This window comes from Paraburkholderia largidicola, assembly GCF_013426895.1.
GTDB classification, from domain to species: Bacteria; Pseudomonadota; Gammaproteobacteria; order Burkholderiales; family Burkholderiaceae; genus Paraburkholderia; species Paraburkholderia largidicola.
In genome coordinates this window covers 1,255,301-1,273,349 of sequence record NZ_AP023176.1, presented here as the reverse complement: position 1 = coordinate 1,273,349, position 18,049 = coordinate 1,255,301, and the positions used below count along the sequence as shown (strand labels likewise).

Here is an 18,049-nt window from a genome sequence, read left to right as displayed (position 1 = left end):
CGTGATCTTTCAGTCTGGAAAGGCTGCGCTCAGATGAAATACCTCGGATCTGTCGCCGCGTTGCTTGGGCTAGCGATTGCTGGATGGCTTATCTGGCGAGACGATCCTGTCGCGATCCTGCGTCTGCTGGAATTTGCCGGCGGGGGCCTGGTGTTGGCAGCCCTCGCACATATCTTTGCAATGTTACCCAACGCGTGGGATTGGCGCAGCTTGATACGTGATGCGGAGCGCCCCTCTCTTGCGACTATGCTCAAGCTCGTCTGGATTCGCGAATCGATCAACGGACTGTTGCCCGTGGCGCGGATTGGCGGGGAGATCGTTTCATTTCGACTGCTGGGACGCGTCGGCGTTCGCCCAGCGACGGCTGTGGCGAGTCTCGTCGTGGACATGCAACTCACGTTGGTCAGCCAGGTCGTCTTTGCGCTCGTAGCCCTTGGTTACTTGCTGGAGCTAACCTCATCGGACGCCGCGCGTCTTGCGGGTAGATTGGCGTGGGGTCTTGCCGCACTCATGCCGGTGCTCTTGCTCTTCGTTCTGGTTCAACACGCGCGCCCGTTCGAGCGCGCCGCGCGAACGCTCAACCGTGTCACTAGCGGAAAGGTCTACGCCCTGGTTGGGAAGTCGGCGCGCATCGACCAGTCAATCAAGCTGGTCTGGCGAGAGACGGGTGTCGTGATTCGCTATTTGTTCATCTGGCAAACGTTGCAGTGCCTTGGGTTGGCACTTGAGATCTGGATCGCGTTACGCGTGCTTGGGTCGGACGCAAGCTTCGCGACCGCGTTCGTGCTCGAGGCACTGATTCAACTCGTGAGCAGTGTTGCCTTTGTCGTGCCAGGTAACATTGGCGTGCAAGAAGGCGGCTTCGTTGTGATCGGTGGCATGCTAGGCCTCGATGCGCCGACCTGCCTCGCGCTGGCAGGCGCCCGGAGAGTGAGAGATCTACTGTTCTTCGTACCCGGACTCATTTTCTGGCAGTTGGCTGAACGTTCGTTTGGCCTCCCGCGCTCGATGGCTGCGAAGCCCGGCAATGCGAATGTGAAGTGATCCCGTAGAAAAGGGCATTGCGGTCGTGATCGAAGCGGCACGTGGCGAAGGCAGAGAGGAGCATTGGCGATCGGATGTCGTAATTTTGTAGCGTTGCGTTCAACCTGGAGGCATCCAGAATGAATCAACCTCCTTTTGACGGATTCCTGGTAGAACGGCTGATATGTTGCGCTCGAAATCCTATCGCACGATCACGAACAGGTACTACCCATGATCGGAGAACATTTGTTAGCGACGGCTTCACCCGTCTTCTTCAATTATTACGCCAGCGCTGCGAATGACTTGCAGGTAAGTCGCCGTATCACCGATAGCAGCGGCTGCTTGCTCCGCCAGCCTCCACGTGCTCGAAGACTTTTCGGCATTCGCCATCATCGCCTGGAGAACAATCGAATCAGCAAACCCGCGAGCAGTCGCCATCTCGAGGACGGCAACCAGTATGCGCTGGGCCACCGCGCGGGCATGGGCCGATGCCAAGGGGGCGCGATATGCAAGAAATCCTGCCATCAACAAGAATTCGGCAGGGCTGACGTGCTGTCCATTCCCAACGGGTACACCCTTGGTAACGTCGCGATTTTGCGTCATCAATCACCTCTCGCCGTGGAGCGTGGGCACCTCAAATGACTGCATCTGCGTCGATGGTGACACTGGCTGTTGCGGGTGGATCGTACGGCGGACGGGGTGCTGTGCACAGTGCCCACCGCACGAGGTCAGGAGCGTTGCCGCTCTCCGCGAAGAGATCGCTATTTTGTACGTCGCCGACGCGTCATCTCGACGTACTAACCTTGCTGCCAGTATGCAGCAATCCACGTGGTCAGTCGACCCGGTCCCGCGTGTAGTCGTGCCTGGATCCATCGCGTCGAAGATATGGGTAGGCGTCGCCGTGCATACAACGTGAGGAGTTGTGAAGACTGGTGATTCTGTCGCAAGACTGTCATGCAATGCATGTTTCGAATAGGGTAGCCGGCGATATCGGTAATCTCGATGTAAAAATTGACAGAAGGGGGGAAGACTAAGGATTTGCAATTCAAGTGTCGGGAGTCGTACTATTCTTTCGAGGCCCTCCTGCGATCCAGAGCCTTCGACAGATGGTGGCTTCCTTGCTGGCTATTCAGTGGCCAGCACACTTTTTGAAGGCACGAATCAGTTCCCGGACATCGCCGACGCATGGCGACCATGCGGGCGACTCATCCCTGAAAACAGACCGTTGTCTTTGAGGGCATTCATGAAAACGCTATTTCTGCAGGCACCATCGTTCGACGGCTTCGACGGAGGAGCGGGCTCACGTTTCCAGACAAGGCGTGAGATCCGGTCCTTCTGGTACCCAACCTGGCTCGCCCAGCCTGCTGCGCTGGTCGAGGGTAGCCGTCTGGTGGACGCTCCGGCAGATGGCCTGTCTCTCGACGCAACACTCGACATTGCTCAGGAATACGAGCTAGTCATCATTCACACCAGTTCGCCGTCGTTCGGGAACGATGTGCAATTTGCGGAGCATTTAAAACGACGCAAGTCCAGCATCCTTGTCGGGATGGTCGGGGCAAAGGTGGCAGTCGATCCTCACGGTTCGCTTGCCGCAAGCGATTCGATCGACTTCGTATGCCGTGAAGAATTCGACTTCACATGTCGTGACGTCGCGCAAGGACTTCCGTTTAGTTCGATCCTCGGTCTGAGCTACCGTTTACCGGACGGTGGGTTCATGCACAACGAGGCCCGGCCGATTCTGGAAGACATGGACCAGTTGCCGTTCGTTGCTCCCATCTACAAGCGCGACCTTACGACCGCGAATTATTTCAGCGGCTACCTCAAGCATCCCTATGTCTCTCTCTACACGGGTCGAGGCTGCAAGTCGCGATGCACATTTTGCCTTTGGCCGCACACAGTTGGGGGGCATCGCTATCGCACTCGCTCCGTCGAGCACGTCCTCGAAGAAGTGAAATGGATCAGGGACAACATGCCCGAAGTCAAGGAGATCATGTTCGATGACGATACCTTTACTGATCTCAGGCCGAGGGCCGAGGAGATTGCTCGCGGCCTTGGCAAGCTTGGGGTGACGTGGTCGTGTAATGCGAAAGCGAACGTACCGTATTCGACCCTCAAAGTGATGAAAGAGAACGGCTTGCGGCTCTTGCTCGTAGGCTACGAATCCGGCGACGACCAGATTCTCGTGAACGTCAAGAAGGGGCTGAGAACCGATATGGCACGCCGCTTCAATGAAGATTGCCGCAAGCTCGGCATCAAGATCCACGGCACGTTCATCCTTGGGCTTCCTGGGGAAACTCACGAAACGATACAGAAGACGATCCAATACGCGAAAGAGATCAATCCGCACACAATCCAGGTGTCGCTCGCCGCGCCTTACCCGGGGACGGTCCTTCATAAGCAAGCTGTCGAGAATGGATGGCTGGAAGAAAGCAAGGTCATCACGCTTGTCAATTCAGCGGGCACGCAGCTTTCAACTATCGGCTATCCGAATCTGTCGCGCGAAGAGATCTTTCTTGGTGTCGAGGAGTTCTACAAGCGATTTTATTTCAGGCCGACAAAGATCTGGGAAATCGTCCGTGAGATGTTGGTCAGTTGGGAGATGATGAAACGGCGCTTGCAAGAGGGTGTGCAGTTCTTCAGATTCCTCCGCGACCACAAAGCGTGAGGCCTGCACTCACTGGCGAATGCGTTTCTGCAGAGTCAGAGTCAGTCTCCGCTTCCAAACTGCTGCCTGATTAAAGGGATCGGCCTGGCGATGGTCACAAAAGGTGGGGCTGTGCAGCATGGCGGCCGATGCGCACAGGTTTTTTGTGACCATCGCGATCGACGCGATTCATTTTGTGGGAGCCACTGTGTCCGCTGTGGCGCCGTCGATCCGCACGGTGCTCAAGCAACTCTGACATTTCAAGTCTGGTTTTCTTGACTTTCGTTGTCACGCAACACTAATACAGGGCACATCGAAATGCGCAGAAAATGCTCTGCGACGCTGCCGAGAAAAAGACGTCTCATGCCTCTGCGCCCGTGCGTGCCCATCACAACAAGATCGGCGTGAACCTGTTGGGCTCGCCAGTGAACGATGGAGGCGACATCATCCGAGAAGGCGACGGGCTCAACCAGTTCAGCGTGACACGTCACGCCAGCCGCTGCACACATTTGCTCTGCTTCGTCGAGCGCTGATCTCCCGCACTTCCGCATGGCGTCTGCGAGTTGCACCGGGTCGAGATCGGGGTGTGAGAGGAGGGGAGCACTGTCCACCACGTGAATTGCGTGCACGACGCCGTGGCTCGACGCGGCGAGGCGCACGGCTTCGCTGAGTGCCAATCTAGATGAACTGCTTCCATCGATAGCAATAAGGATGGTCCGATACATGGCACACCTCCGAATGTCGGAGAACGCGATATCGCTTCTGCACGCAACATGCGGGAAGCTGTGAAGGCGGATCACGCGCCCTCTATCGAGCTTCAAGACGCTTGACCACATCCGCTTGCCCAGGTTGGGTCGCAATCCGAGGGATGTGCGTCAGTCGCGGATCCCGTTTCGACGTCCTGTCAGCCGCTCCAATAGCGCTGTGTAGCGAGTGTTTCCTTCACTGCGGCGTTCTGTCTGTGTCCTACTACGTGACTTGTCCACAATACAACAAGAGGCGTGAGTGGGCGCCGCTTTGTAGCGGCGGCAAGCGATGCCGCAACGTCAGAGCCCGATGCCGGAAAATCCCGATGATCGGCGGTTCGTTGCATCGTAAGATTACAGCGTGACGAGGCAGCGCACGGCGGCATCTCAGCACGCAATTTCTGTCAGCAGTAGGAGATCGTCATGTCACTCCATAGATCCGTATATGTTCGGTCGGTGCTTTGTGCTCAAGCGATGTCAGCGGTGCTGCTATTGACCACGATGGCTGCCGCAGAAGCGAGCAACCTGAATTTCCTCAACGACACGCCAATGTCATACATCAAGAAGAATGATATGGACTCGATCAAAGTCGCGCTCACCAATGTGCTCAACACAAAGAGGGACGGTGAGGCAACTCAGTGGACGAACCAGGGGACAGGAAATAGCGTGAGGATCCATGCAACAATGACGCCGGAGAGTACGCGTCATGAGGGGAACAAGACATGCCGTCGGATAACAGTCGTCCTCTCGGCAAAAGGGCAGTCGATGAATCTTCACCCCGGGTTCTGCGGCACAGGAAAAACGGACTGGACGATGGAGAAACGCTAGCGTTGAATCGGGCTGTGACCTGCGTGCTCGCTACACTGATCGACTCGCTAGCGCGGCCCACCAGTACCGATTATTCCGATGGAATTGTATGCGCAATTCTGACCACGGCGCACGGGCGCAGACGGGCAGTCGGACTGTCACGAGATTCGCCACGCGGCGCTCAGGTGTTGATCCAGATGCGCGCCTGCTCCAACTCGTTGACGTGGAAGGCCTTGACTTCGGCCTTTGTAAAGAATCGCGCCAGATGCATCGAGGCGCGGATCCAACCCGCATCGGCCACCACGGCGGCGCGCGTGACCTTGCGGGCCACGGAAACGCCGAGCGTTATATCGGTCCACAGCGCCTTCGGCTCGATACCGGTGAAATGCTCGATGCGTTCGAGCACGCGGGTCTTGCCGTTCAGTTCGAGATCGCCACGCATGCGTTCAATGGCTTCGCGCAGATCGTGGTCGGTGATCTTACCTTCGATGGAAATTTCGATGACCGGGGAATCGGGCTCAGTGTGGTACAGGATCATGGCAAGACCACCTTACCAGGGAGACGTTACACGCTCAGGCGCGAATGAGCCTGGCGTTCGATAACGCCTTAATGCTACCCCTTTTCAGACGGTCCGGTTAACGCACTATTGAGAATCTGCGTGTGCGTTCGCATGTTGCCGCCAACAGTATATCCAGTACCGAGACTGGCTTTAGCTGATCCTGAGGGGCCTTCGCCGGAGAAGGTCTGTAGCATTTGAGTCATGCCCACCGCGATTGAACGCGACGGCGAGGTTGCGGCCTTGTAGTTGCCGTCCGCCATGTCGGAAATGCGTATCGCGCAATGATACGCACGGCGCCGGAGCGACACCGTCAGATCCATTTTGCTTTGCGAAACCAGCGGTACAGAACGATGTCGATCACGACAATCGCCGCGATGACGACCGGATAGCCGTATTGCGAGTGCAGTTCGGGCATATGCTCGAAGTTCATGCCGTAAATGCCTGCGATCATCGTAGGCACGGCGAACAGCGCGGCGAATGACCCCAGGCGCTTGGTGATCTCGCTCTCGGCCAATGCGATCATGCCGAGGTTGACCTGGACCGCCGTGATGACGAGTTCGCGCCGTCCTTCAATGGCCCCGACGATCCGTTCCAGATGGACGTAAACGTCCTTGAAGTAGGCCGTCATGCCGTCACAGACCTTCGGGACGCGGCCGCCCGTGAGCTTGCCGACGCCCTCGAGTAGCGGGCCGATGTGATGACGAAGCACGACGAGGCGCCGCTTGAAGCGATATAGATCCTCGATGATCGCGCGGGCCTCGTTGACTTGCTGCGGCTTGAAGATGCGGTCTTCAATTTCTTCGAGTTCGTTGGTCAGCGCTTCGAGAATCGAAAAATAGTCGTCGACGATGTGATCCATCAACGCATACAGCACGAATGCCGACCCCAGCCTGAGAAGCTCTGGCTCGTTTTCACAACGCTCGCGCACATCCTGGAACCCTCGCTGCGTGCGCATGCGCACGGAAAGCACATAGTTCGCGCCAACGAACACATCGACTTCGCCGAACAGCAGGCTACCGTCTTCCTGGAACTCGACGGTATGCATGACCGCGAACAGTGAGTCGCCGTATTCCTCGATCTTCGGCCACTGATGATGCGCGCGCACGTCCTCGACAGCGAGTGTGTGCAGACCGAACTCCTCCTGCATCGCATCCAGTTCGGCAGGCTCAGGCTCCTTGAGGGCAACCCACACGAAGCATTCCGGCTTTTGCACATAGTCGCTGATCTGCTCGACGGTGATGTCGCCGAGCTTGCGACCATCCTGATAGGCTACGCAATTGACCAGCATGTTTTTTATATCCCCACGTCACCTGCGTACGGAACTGGACCTATTGAGCAACAGTCATCGTGGATGTCTCACTCGACGATTTGATGACACGGACCGGTTCTTTTTCAACAAACAATCAACCCAGTATTGCACACTATGCGGGTGTCTCAAGGGAATTACCGTGAAGGCGTCTTGCCATGCAAACCAGGTCAGGCGCGTTCAGGCGTTATCTCTTTCGCGTTCGGCACTGTCTCGGCGAGAATCATGTTAAAGGCGTTCTTCGGCGCGTCGCCGCCGCGCTGGAGTGGCCGGAATACGGCGTCACCGCGCCGCACGGGCTTGCCCGTCAGTCCACAAACACCATCGGTACGGGCAAAGCCCGCGCGCCAGATCTGGTCCACATACCGACCGAGTGTCGAATCGCTCCACGAAACCAGTATCGTGCAGGTCGTTTGCCATTCGATGCGCCTGATGGACGAAGCATTGGCCATGGCGGACCACATCGAGGCACAGTTGAGCAGGCGGTGATAGTCGGGTTTCGGCATTGGATCGACTTCAGATGCAGCACGGCAGTGCAAGTCGCCGACGATCTGAACCCATGGATCGTTTCTGTTCACGTGGATTCCCTGAAGGCTGTCGTTTTGCACCTTTGCTCTGGCCGTGGCTTCGCGATATGGGTTGCCGTTCGTGAGGATGATGGTGCGATCCGTCCGACGACCGCACCCGCAAGCAGCCGGATCGCATGGCCGCTCCGCAGGGCTTCTCGAATGGGTCGCGCTCAGACATTCGGATGACCGCTTCGCTCAGCAAGCGACCGTTCGGCAGGCCCAACTTTTTGGAGCGGGACATGGCTGCGTGCGGCCGACGCAACGTGTCCTATGATTGATCGGGGCAGCGAGTTTTGAACTTGCGATCTCCGCGTCCCAAATGCAGCGCCTTTTTTGCTTGCGCGCTCTCCCTGAAGACGGAGTCAATCATGCTACACAATGTACTGGCCGCCGCTCCGGCCATGGTTCTGTGCCTGCTGCTGCAAGGCGTGGTGGTAGCCATCTGCTTGCGCCGGTATGCGCGCTTCCGGCGCAACGTCAAGAGTCAGGACCTGCTTTGGGTCGACGTCCTGCTATTGATAACCGTGATGCTGCTGACCCTGCTCTGCAATTTCGCTCAAATGGCAATCTGGGCAGCGCTGTTCATGTTCCTGGGCGAGTTTTCCGATTTCACCACTGCGCTGTATCACTCTGCGGTCAACTTCATCACATTGGGCTACGGCGACATTGTCATGTCCAGGCAATGGCGCATGCTTGGCCCAATCGAAGCCGCCAATGGCATCCTGATGTTTGGCGTCTCGACCTCGGTGATGACGGCAGCCGTCATGGATGTGATCAAGTACCATCATGCGCAACTGCAGCAAGAGTAGCCGCGCGAGCGCTGCGCATGATCCAGAGTCCGGGTTCGACGGCACGTTCTTCAGCCTTCACTTCATAGCGTCGCAACGCGCGACGCTAGTCCGCCGTCGCTTCGCCACTACGCGCAAGCAGAACCGGCGTATCCACGAGCCGCGCGGTGCGGGCGGCCACGCTGCCGAGAAGCCACCGCGCGATACCGCGTCTGCCATGCGTGCCGAGAACGAGCAGATCGCCATTCCACTCTGCGGTGTCCCGTACGATCGCGTGCGGAACATCGTCGTGGGTGGTATGCGTCTTGATCAGGGCGGTCTCGGCGTTGCGACCGTGATCGGTGCAGATGCGCGCAGCGCGCTCGAGGGCGGTACAGCCCTGTTGCAGATACGCGCTTTCCAACGTTTCGGCGGCACCGCCATCGAACAGATGGACGGCCTGGTCCACCACGTAGACCGCGCGCAGCAGCGTGTCTGGGGGAGCTATCTGGAGACCCGTCTGCAAACCGGCGAGTGAGCAGGCGCTGCCATCCAGTGCAAAGACGATACGCGCGGGTGGCCGGTCCGTAGGAACACGGCAATCTTCCGGCACGAGCAGCAAAGAGCAGGTCGCGCGCCGCGCCACCGGCTCCGATACAGTGCCTTCGATCCAGCGCAACAGACCATGCTGATGCCGCATGCCCATCACGAGCAGATCCGCATTCCAGTGCAATGCGGTAGCGAGCAGTGCATCGGCCGTATTGCCGCTGTGCACGGAGAGATCGACCAGTCCAAAGTCCAACGCTATGCCGGCGAACATCGCTTCGATTTTCGCAAGCGCGGCGCGCGCATCGTCGATGATCTCATCTCTGGCCGCGGCAAGAAAACCCTGAGTCGTCGCGCCAAGCGGAAACAGCGTGCGCGGGTTCTGGGCAATCGTCACCAGCCTGATTTTTGCACGGCCGGCAAACAGTGCTTTTACATATGCTGCTGCGCGCAGTGTTGCCTCCGAGTCATCCACGGCCAGCATGACGCGCTGAAATGCGCTCTTTGGGGCCGGCGTGCCAAGGTTCGATGTTTGCGCCATGATGCTCCTCCGTTTTCGGGACGTACCTTATTTATAGATTGTCCGTTCAGCAAAGGGTGCCCAATTGATCCTGGTCAAGTTCTGGTGCACCACGCTGCGCGCCGGTACCTTGTCAGACGGGTCGGCCGGCGAGATCACGCCGTGCTCGATCATGAAGTCGATGCCGAAGAGAAGCGTCAATCTTCGTGTAAACCCGGGCGTGAGAAATCGTTTGCCGTAAGAACCGGGTAAGCGGGTGCTCTTAACGTAACACCGAGCGCATCAGAAGAACGACGCATCGAACCGCATGCGCGAATGAATTGCACCGCATCCCTCTCAGGACCCGAGGTGCGTAGAGATGCCCCTCGTCACGACCTCGGCCGGAAGAGGGTGCTTGTCAGTCAGCGAAAGCTGTCCATGCAGGAGACGAAGATGGATCTGAAACTCGCAGAGAAAATCAAATCGAGCGCGGCATACCGCGAACTGGTGCGAAAACGCTCGAGGCTCGGGTGGACGCTGACCGCCCTCGTACTGGTCGTCTATTACGGCTACGTTCTGTTGATTGCATTCGACAAGCAGTTTCTTGCTGCAAAGATGGGCGCTGGTGTAATGACGTGGGGGATGCCCGTCGGACTGTTCGTCATCGTGTTCACGGTGATCGTCACGGGGTTCTACGTGCGTCGCGCCAACAGCACATACGACCAGCTTACCGAGCAGATCAAACGGGAGGCCGCATGAACGCACGACATCTTCTCGCGCTCGCGGCGCTGTCTGTCGTCTCATTGCGTTGTCTCGCCGCTGGCGCAGACATGGGGCAGACAGTCAAACAGGCGACCAACTGGACCGCAATCGGGATGTTCGTCGTATTCGTGGTCGCGACACTCTTCATCACCAAATGGGCGGCGAGACGGACGCGCTCTGCCGCGGAGTTTTACACGGCAGGTGGCGGTATCACAGGCTTTCAGAACGGACTTGCGATTGCCGGGGACTTCATGTCGGCTGCCTCGTTCCTGGGCATCTCGGCGGCCGTCTATGCAAACGGCTATGACGGTCTCATCTATTCGATCGGCTTTCTGGTGGGCTGGCCGATCATCACGTTTCTGATGGCCGAAAGACTGCGCAATCTCGGCAGGTTCACGTTCGCCGACGTGGCCGCATACCGCTTCAAGCAGGCCCCGATCCGCGCGTTCGCCGCGTCGGGCACGCTCGTTGTCGTGGCGTTCTATCTGATCGCGCAGATGGTGGGTGCAGGGCAGTTGATCAAATTGCTGTTTGGTCTCGAGTACTGGATTGCCGTGGTGATCGTGGGCGCGCTCATGATGGTGTACGTGCTGTTCGGAGGCATGACGGCAACCACCTGGGTACAAATCATCAAGGCATGCCTGCTCCTTGCGGGTGCTTCGTTCATGGCGTTCATGGTGCTGTGGCAGTTTCATTTCAGCCCGGAAGCGTTGTTCGCGAAGGCCGTCGAGGTGCACGAGAAGAAGGCTTCTATCATGGGCCCCGGCAATTTCATCAAGGATCCGATATCGGCGATCTCGTTCGGAATCGCGCTGATGTTCGGCACAGCGGGGCTGCCGCATATCCTGATGCGCTTCTTTACGGTGCCGAATGCGAAGGAAGCGCGCAAGTCCGTGTTCTGGGCGACGACATGGATCGGCTACTTCTATATTCTGACCTTCATCATTGGCTTCGGCGCGATCGTGCTGGTGAGCACGAATCCCGTCTTCAAGGATGCTGCGGGCAAGTTGCTGGGCGGAACGAACATGGCGGCTGTGCATCTCGCGAGTGCCGTGGGCGGCAACGTGTTTCTTGGCTTTATTTCGGCCGTTGCGTTTGCGACGATCCTTGCCGTCGTCGCGGGTCTCACGCTCGCCGGCGCGTCAGCTGTGTCGCACGATCTGTATGCGACCGTCTTCAAGCACGGTAAGGCACCTGGTGCGAACGAACTGTTCGTTTCGCGAGTCACCACGGTCGTGCTGGGTATCGTAGCGGTCGTGCTCGGAATCGTGTTCGAGAAGCAGAATATCGCTTTCATGGTTTCGCTGGCTTTCGCCGTCGCGGCGTCCGCCAATTTCCCTGTGCTGTTCATGTCCGTGCTCTGGCGTGGCTGCACGACGCGCGGTGCCACCATCGGCGGCTTTCTTGGGCTGATTTCGGCCGTGTTGCTGACGGTCCTCTCGAAGGCAGTGTGGGTGGATGTGTTCCACTTTTCGAACGCGCCTTTTCCTTACGCGTCGCCAGCACTCTTTTCGATGACCATGGGCTTCGTCGGCATCTGGCTCTTCTCGGTGACGGACAGGTCTGCTCGCGGGCGTATTGATCAGGCCGGATTCGAGGCGCAATCGGTACGCTCGGAGACTGGCATCGGAGCGGTGGAGGGCGCGAGTCACTAGACGGCAACTTGCGACTGATTTCGCGGCGAGGTGGATGCGAGGTTATCGGGTGTGAAACGACTCTCGCAAGACACTGCACAACGGGCTGGATCTCGATGTGCGCCCTTCACGCAAGAGAGCCCCATGCGGGAAGTTGTCCCCTCTTCTACCAGAGGGGCATTTTTTTATGCAGCGGGAACAGGGACTCAGGAGGCGAGTTACCCGTTGCCGTGCCTTCAGGTCGCGTCGACCGAACTCTCGTCCTGCGCAAGCAACTGGCTGTCGGGTAGCCGGAGTGGCACGGGGCCTTCCGCGTTATTGGCTTCCACCAGCCGGATCATTTGCAGCATGAAGACTTCCCGCTCGTCGGGCGTGAGATGCTCGATGGTGCGATCGTGCGCGCGCTGCACGGCGCTCGCCATTTTTCTGGTCAGGCGCTTGCCGGCAGGGGTGAGTTTCACCAGCCGCAGGCGTTTGTCGTGCTCTGCCTGCGTGCGGCTTACGAGTCCGCGTGCGTTCAGACGCGGAATCACTTCCGCGACGCTGGAGCGCTCCAGTCCGACTTCAATCGCGAGCGTGTTCTGATCCATCTCACCGAGCGACTCCAGCGTGGTAAGCAAGCTGTATTGCACCGGCGTGATGTTGAACTCGCCCGTTTCCTGAGCGAACAGGAAGGTGTGGATCTGATGCATGCGGCGGATCAGAAAGCCTGGCCGCGAGAACAACGGCGAGCGCGCCTGCCGCTCGGCGAGCTCCGCACGGACGCGGTGAATGTCGGTGTAATCGGTGACAGTGGTTCGCATGGAAACGACTCTAGGAAAATGGGCGAGCTTGGGACCCTACGATACACATTCTAGGCTGGAATCACTCCCGATCGCAAATGCGGGGTACACCACCGAATCACCATAAGAAGGCGTCGCGCATGCGCTTGGTGCGGGTGCGGGTGTGCATCGTTCGAATTGGTGCAGAGGTGTTTGAGGAAATCTGTGGTACGGCACGTATCTGGCACCGGCGTTTATCCTTAAATCGATGATCTGAAAGGAAAAACACGGCTGTCGGGACTGGGTAGAAGAGTCGGCACACAATTTGCGGTACACCACGCATCTTCCCACTCGGCTAACGCACCGCACATGTCACAAGTTCTGCTCAAAGGGGGGCGCGTTATCGACCCCGCCCAGAAGATAGACGCCACGCTCGACGTTTTGGTAGACAAGGGCGTCATCGCCGCGATCGGCCCGGATGCCGCGAGTCAGGCACGCCAGGCGGAACTGATCGATTGCAGCGGCAAGCTGGTGCTGCCTGGCCTCATCGACACGCATGGCCATATCTTTCAGTACGTCACGGGCCGCTTCGGCCTGAACGCCGATCAGTGTGGCGTGCAATCGTGCGTGACGACGATCGTCGATCAGGGCGGCCCGAGCTGCATCACGATGCCGGGCTTCCGGCATTACGTCGCGGAGCGGTCCGCCACGCGCGTGCTGGCCTTCATTTCCGCCTATCTCGTCGGCGGTCTCGAAGGTCACTACTATCCGGACCTGTATCGCCCCGATTGCCTCGATGCCGATGCAACCATCAAGTCCGTGCGCGCGAATCGCGATCTCGTCAAGGGCATCAAGGCGCACGCCGAAATTGGCGGCTTCGCGCGCTGGGGGCTCGACGTGATGAAGATCGCCGCGAAAATCGGCCGCGGCGCGGAATTGCCCTTGTATATCCACTTTGGCCAGTTGTGGCCGAAGCCGGAGAGCGGGGGGCTGCCGGTCCGTGCGGATTCCATCTTCAATCAGGTGGTCGAGACGCTCAAGCCGGGCGATATCCTCGCGCATCCGTTTAGCCGTCATCCGGGCGGCTTCGTCGAGGAGAACGGCCAACTGCATCCGCTCGTGCACGAAGCGGTGGCGCGCGGCCTGAAGATCGACGTCGGCCACGGCTCGCATTTCAGCTTCAGGACCGCGCGCATCGTACTCGACGCGGGTGTCGTGCCCGACACGCTCGGTGCCGACATGCATGGCTACAACACACACGTGCCCGCGCCCGGCGGTACGCCCGACAGTCATCCTGACGAGGAGCATTCGTTCCTCGGCCGCACGCAGTTCAGCCTCGTGAGCGCGATGACCAGCATGCTCGCGCTCGGTCTGCCGCTGCAGCACGTCGTGGCGATGGCGACCTGCAACGCTGCGAAGATGGTCGGCATGGAAGACGGGATCGGCTCCCTGCAACTGGGTCGATCTGCGGACATCAGCGTGCTCGACGACCGTCGCGGCCGCTGGATACTCGAGGACAACGAGGGCACGCAGGTTATCACCGACCGTATGCTGTCGCCACTGTTCTGCCTGCGCGACGGCGTGCGTCATGACGCTGTTTCGCCGACGCTGCCGCTCGCGCGCGCCGCCTGAGAAAGCGAGGCTCACACCATGATCAAACGTCCCCAAAAGCGCGGCGACAGCAATCGCCCGCAAGGCATCGGCGCGTCGCTCGCGCGCAAGGAAGACGAGCGCTTCATGCTCGGGCGCGGCGAGTATGTTCCCAACATCCGCATGGTCGGGATGGTCGATGTGGCGTTCGTGCGCAGTCCGATCGCGCACGGACATATCGTCGGCATCGAAAAGCCGGAAGCGTACGCGCACGCGGTCTATACGCTGGCCGATCTTGAAGGCGTCAAGCCCATTGTTGCGAATTCGAGTCTGCCCGGCTTCAAGAGCTCCCAGCAGCCGGTGCTGGCGAGCGGCAAGGTGCGTCAGGTTGGCGAGACAATCGCGATGTGCGTCGCCGCGACGCGCGCCGAGGCCGAGGATATCGCCGCGCAGGTGTTCGTCGATTTCGAAGAACTGCCCGCCGTGGTCGACATGCTCGACGCGCGCCGCGAAGACTCGGCGCTGGTGCACGAGCAGTGGGGCGATAACGTGTTTCTCGAAACCTTCGTCGATGCGAATCCGGGCGTCGACCTCGACGCGATCCGCCGCGATGCGCCTATCCGCGTGCATCGCAAGCTGCGCACGGCGCGGCAGAGCATGGCGCCGATGGAAGGCCGCGGCGTGGTCGCGCACTGGGACCGCCGTCTGTCGCAACTGGTCGTGCATACGTCTGCGCAAATGCCGCACATCACGCGCACGGGCCTCGCGGAATGTCTTGGCCTCGACGAAGGACAGGTGCGCGTGATCGCGCCCGATGTCGGCGGCGGTTTTGGCTACAAGGGGATTCTATTGCCCGAGGAAGTCTGCTGCGGCTGGCTCGCGATGCAACTGGACAAGCCAGTGCGCTGGATCGAGGATCGCCGCGAGCAGCTCACCGCGAACGCGAACTGCCGCGAGCACGACTACGACATCACGGGCTATGCGGATCACGACGGCCGTCTGCTCGCCGTCGAATGCAATGCGCACGTGGATTCGGGCGCGTATTCGTCGTATCCGTTTTCCGCGTGCCTGGAAGCGGCGCAGGTCGGCAGCATCCTGCCGGGGCCGTACAAGATGGATCGTTTCCGCTGCCGCACGTGGTCGGTCGCGACCAACAAGCCGCCCATCCTTCCGTACCGCGGCGTGGCGCGAACAGGCGTGTGTTACGCAATCGAAACGATCATGGATGCAATCGCGCTCGAAGCGGGCATCGAACCTGACGAGGTGCGTCTACGCAATCTCGTCCAGCCGTACGAGATGCCTTACGACAACATCACGAAGAAGCACTTCGACAGCGGCGACTATCCCGAGGCCGTGCGCCGCGCGATGGCCATGATCGACCTGCCTGCGGTGCGCGCGCGTCAGCGGCGCGGCGAGCCCGACGGCAGGCGCATCGGCTTTGGCATGTCGATTTTCTGCGAGCAGGGCGCGCATGGGACGTCGGTGTATCACGGCTGGGGCATTCCGATGGTGCCGGGCTACGAGCCCGCCGTGATCCGCCTCACGCCGGATGGCGTACTCGAAGTGCGTGTCGGCGTGCATTCGCACGGGCAAAGCATGGAGACGACGCTCGCGCAGATCGCCCACGAAGTGCTCGGCATCGACACAGACCGCGTGCGCATCGTGCTCGGCGATACGGGCGTAACACCGTATTCCACGGGCACATGGGGCTCGCGTTCGATCGTGATGGCGGGTGGCGCAGTCGGTCGCGCTTCGAAGGAGCTCAAGGAGCGGCTCATGAAGATTGGCGCTCATCTGCTTCGGGAGCCGATGAGCGAAGTGCGCTGGGAGAACGGTGCCGTCGTCGGCAAGGATGCGCGGCGCACGTTACAGGAAATCGCGCGCACGTGGTATCTCGCGCCGCAGCTGCTGCCGCCCGATGTCGATCCGCGTGGTCTCGAAGTCTCGACGTCGTATCAGGCGAAGCGCGATTCGGGCACCTTCAGCTACGCGTGTCATGCGGTGGTCGTTGCCGTCGATCCGGCGCTCGGCCAGACCGAGATTCTCGACTACACCATCGTCGAAGACGGCGGCGTGCTCATCAATCCGATGGTCGTCGACGGACAGGTCTACGGCGGCGCGGCGCAAGGTATCGGCACGGCGCTCTATGAAGCGATGCCCTACAGCGAAGACGGCCAGCCGCTCGCCTCGACGCTCGCCGACTATATCCTGCCCGGCGCAACGGAAGTGCCCGCGATCCGCATCGAACACATGGAAACGCCGGCACCTTATACGGAGTTCGGGCAAAAGGGTATCGGCGAGAGCGGGGCGATCGGTCCGCCCGCAGCAATCGCCAACGCCGTCAACGACGCGCTGCGCGGACTCGGCGTGCGCATCGATCAGCTGCCGATCACGCCGCGCCTGATCGTCGAAGCGCTCGCGAAGCAGCGTGAACGGCAAGCCAACGCGCTCAAGGGAATGCACGCATGAAAGCCGCGACCTACGATTATGCAAAACCTCTCGCCTGCGATGAGGCGATCGCACTCATCAGTCCCACCGACGGCATGGGCAAGTTCGTGGCGGGCAGCCAGTCGCTAGGGCCGATGATGAACCTGCGGCTTGCGCAGCCCGAAATGCTCGTCGATCTGCGCGACATTGCGGCGTTGCGCGCGTGCCGTATCGAAGGCGAAAACGTCACGCTTGGCGCGTGCATCACGCATTCGGAGATCGAGGACGGCAAGGTCGACACGGGCACGCGCGGACTCATGGAGTATGTCGCCCGTGGCATCGCCTATCGCGCGGTGCGTAATCGCGGCACGCTCGGCGGCAGTCTCGCACATGCCGACCCCGCTGCAGACTGGATCAATACGATGTGCGCGCTCGATGCGGAGTTTCTCGTCGCGGGGCCCGGCGGCGCGCGCGTGATCGGCAACGGCGAGTGGATGGCGGGCGCATTCACGACTGCGCTCGAACCGGACGAGATCCTCACCGGCGTACGCTTCGCACGCCTTTCGCCGACGGCACGCTGGAGCTACTACAAGTTCAACCGCAAGCCGGGCGAGTTCGCGGAGGCCATCGCGGTGTTGATCGACGACGCGGCACGCGGCGTGTGCCGCGCGGTGATCGGCGCGATCGACGCGCCGCCGTACGCGATCGACGATGCCGGCGCGCTGCTTCGCGACGCCGGTCCGGACACCGCGTGCTTCGATACGCATCTCGAAGCGGCGGGGCTGGAAGCGGGAAGCTATGAACACGAGGTGCATCGCGTTGCGCTCGTGCGCGCAGCGGCGGGCATTCGCAATCAGGACGGGACAAGATCATGAGCGACGCATTCACGAAGACGATCGAACTCGTCGTCAACCAGGCTCGCATCGCGGACCGCGTCGAGCCGCGCACCAGCCTCGCGGATTTTCTGCGCGAACAGCGCATGCTGTGCGGCACGAACATTGGCTGCGAGCAGGGCGTGTGCGGCGCGTGCACGATCGACGTGGACGGCGCGCCCACACGCTCCTGCATCACGTCCGCGATCAGTTGCGCGGGCAGTGCGGTGCGCACCATCGAAGACTTCGACGACGACGCGACCATGAACGAACTGCGTGCCGCGTTCACCGCCGAGCACGCACTGCAATGCGGTTACTGCACGCCAGGCATGCTGATGACCGCGCGCGACATCGTCACGCGTATCCCCAATGCCGACGACGCACGCGTGCGCCTCGAACTCTCCGGCAATCTGTGCCGCTGCACCGGATACGTCGGTATCGTCCGTGCGATTCGCCGCGTGCTCGATGCCCGCCGTGCGCGTGCGGCCGAGCCGCTCGCGCCGCTGACTATGACCGCCTGAAAAATACGGATAGGTA

At 60.1% G+C, this 18,049-nt stretch carries 17 protein-coding genes; 10 read left to right on the top strand and 7 right to left on the bottom strand.

Annotated elements, in window-relative coordinates; all coding sequences use genetic code 11:
- The first annotated feature begins 33 nt into the window (after nt 1-33).
- Nucleotides 34-1,044, top strand: coding sequence for a lysylphosphatidylglycerol synthase domain-containing protein (locus PPGU16_RS34480; protein WP_180725330.1), 1,011 nt, complete (start codon nt 34-36; stop codon nt 1,042-1,044).
- A gap of 240 nt (nt 1,045-1,284) precedes the next feature.
- Here the strand turns inward: PPGU16_RS34480 and PPGU16_RS34475 are convergent, their stop codons facing one another.
- Nucleotides 1,285-1,626, bottom strand: a complete 342-nt coding sequence (locus tag PPGU16_RS34475; RefSeq protein WP_180725329.1) for a hypothetical protein — start codon at nt 1,624-1,626, stop codon at nt 1,285-1,287.
- 640 nt (nt 1,627-2,266) lie between these two features.
- Here PPGU16_RS34475 and hpnJ point away from each other — a divergent pair.
- Nucleotides 2,267-3,688 (top strand): hopanoid biosynthesis associated radical SAM protein HpnJ, encoded by a 1,422-nt coding sequence (gene hpnJ, locus PPGU16_RS34470; protein WP_180725328.1) that lies wholly within the window; start codon nt 2,267-2,269, stop codon nt 3,686-3,688.
- A gap of 239 nt (nt 3,689-3,927) precedes the next feature.
- Here the strand turns inward: hpnJ and PPGU16_RS34465 are convergent, their stop codons facing one another.
- Nucleotides 3,928-4,392, bottom strand: a complete 465-nt coding sequence (locus PPGU16_RS34465) for a universal stress protein (RefSeq protein WP_180725327.1) — start codon at nt 4,390-4,392, stop codon at nt 3,928-3,930.
- Between the two features lie 444 nt (nt 4,393-4,836).
- Here PPGU16_RS34465 and PPGU16_RS34460 point away from each other — a divergent pair, with 444 nt between their 5' ends.
- Entirely contained in the window at nt 4,837-5,241 is a 405-nt protein-coding gene (locus tag PPGU16_RS34460) for a hypothetical protein (protein WP_180725326.1), read from the top strand.
- Between the two features lie 160 nt (nt 5,242-5,401).
- On the opposite strand, the gene PPGU16_RS34455 is transcribed toward PPGU16_RS34460, so the two are convergent.
- From PPGU16_RS34455 to PPGU16_RS34445, 3 genes are all read right to left on the bottom strand, one after another.
- On the bottom strand, nt 5,402-5,758 hold the full coding sequence (locus PPGU16_RS34455; protein WP_180725325.1) for a SpoIIAA family protein: 357 nt from the start codon (nt 5,756-5,758) through the stop codon (nt 5,402-5,404).
- A 331-nt stretch (nt 5,759-6,089) separates the two neighbouring features.
- A complete protein-coding gene (corA, locus tag PPGU16_RS34450; protein ID WP_180725324.1) occupies nt 6,090-7,067 on the bottom strand; it encodes a magnesium/cobalt transporter CorA in 978 nt (325 codons plus the stop codon).
- 188 nt (nt 7,068-7,255) lie between these two features.
- Nucleotides 7,256-7,663 (bottom strand): DUF3331 domain-containing protein, encoded by a 408-nt coding sequence (locus tag PPGU16_RS34445; protein WP_180725323.1) that lies wholly within the window; start codon nt 7,661-7,663, stop codon nt 7,256-7,258.
- Between the two features lie 359 nt (nt 7,664-8,022).
- On the opposite strand from PPGU16_RS34445, the gene PPGU16_RS34440 reads away from it, so the two are divergent.
- Nucleotides 8,023-8,463, top strand: coding sequence for a potassium channel family protein (locus tag PPGU16_RS34440; RefSeq protein ID WP_180725322.1), 441 nt, complete (start codon nt 8,023-8,025; stop codon nt 8,461-8,463).
- 85 nt (nt 8,464-8,548) lie between these two features.
- On the opposite strand, the gene PPGU16_RS34435 is transcribed toward PPGU16_RS34440, so the two are convergent.
- Entirely contained in the window at nt 8,549-9,508 is a 960-nt protein-coding gene (locus tag PPGU16_RS34435; RefSeq protein WP_180725321.1) for a universal stress protein, read from the bottom strand.
- Between the two features lie 411 nt (nt 9,509-9,919).
- Here PPGU16_RS34435 and PPGU16_RS34430 point away from each other — a divergent pair, with 411 nt between their 5' ends.
- Nucleotides 9,920-10,225 carry a DUF485 domain-containing protein gene (locus PPGU16_RS34430; protein WP_180725320.1) on the top strand — a complete coding sequence of 102 codons (306 nt, stop codon included), beginning with the start codon at nt 9,920-9,922 and terminating at the stop codon, nt 10,223-10,225.
- On the top strand, nt 10,222-11,883 hold the full coding sequence (locus PPGU16_RS34425) for a cation acetate symporter (RefSeq protein WP_180725319.1): 1,662 nt from the start codon (nt 10,222-10,224) through the stop codon (nt 11,881-11,883). Before PPGU16_RS34430 ends, PPGU16_RS34425 begins: the two co-directional genes overlap by 4 nt.
- Before the next feature lie 215 nt (nt 11,884-12,098).
- Here PPGU16_RS34425 and PPGU16_RS34420 read toward each other — a convergent pair whose 3' ends face one another.
- A complete protein-coding gene (locus PPGU16_RS34420) occupies nt 12,099-12,665 on the bottom strand; it encodes a MarR family winged helix-turn-helix transcriptional regulator (protein ID WP_180725318.1) in 567 nt (188 codons plus the stop codon).
- A gap of 327 nt (nt 12,666-12,992) precedes the next feature.
- Between PPGU16_RS34420 and PPGU16_RS34415 the strand changes: the two genes are divergently transcribed.
- Genes PPGU16_RS34415 through PPGU16_RS34400 form a run of 4 tightly spaced genes read left to right on the top strand, consistent with a single transcriptional unit; the run spans nt 12,993 to nt 18,033 of the window.
- The gene (locus PPGU16_RS34415) at nt 12,993-14,255 is read left to right on the top strand and encodes an amidohydrolase/deacetylase family metallohydrolase (protein WP_180725317.1); all 1,263 of its coding nucleotides are present in this window, start codon (nt 12,993-12,995) and stop codon (nt 14,253-14,255) included.
- An 18-nt stretch (nt 14,256-14,273) separates the two neighbouring features.
- On the top strand, nt 14,274-16,682 hold the full coding sequence (locus tag PPGU16_RS34410) for a xanthine dehydrogenase family protein molybdopterin-binding subunit (protein WP_180725316.1): 2,409 nt from the start codon (nt 14,274-14,276) through the stop codon (nt 16,680-16,682).
- Nucleotides 16,679-17,515 carry an FAD binding domain-containing protein gene (locus PPGU16_RS34405; RefSeq protein WP_180725315.1) on the top strand — a complete coding sequence of 279 codons (837 nt, stop codon included), beginning with the start codon at nt 16,679-16,681 and terminating at the stop codon, nt 17,513-17,515. Before PPGU16_RS34410 ends, PPGU16_RS34405 begins: the two co-directional genes overlap by 4 nt.
- Nucleotides 17,512-18,033 carry a (2Fe-2S)-binding protein gene (locus PPGU16_RS34400; RefSeq protein WP_180725314.1) on the top strand — a complete coding sequence of 174 codons (522 nt, stop codon included), beginning with the start codon at nt 17,512-17,514 and terminating at the stop codon, nt 18,031-18,033. The genes PPGU16_RS34405 and PPGU16_RS34400 overlap by 4 nt, the downstream gene beginning before the upstream one ends.
- The last annotated feature ends 16 nt before the right edge of the window (nt 18,034-18,049 follow it).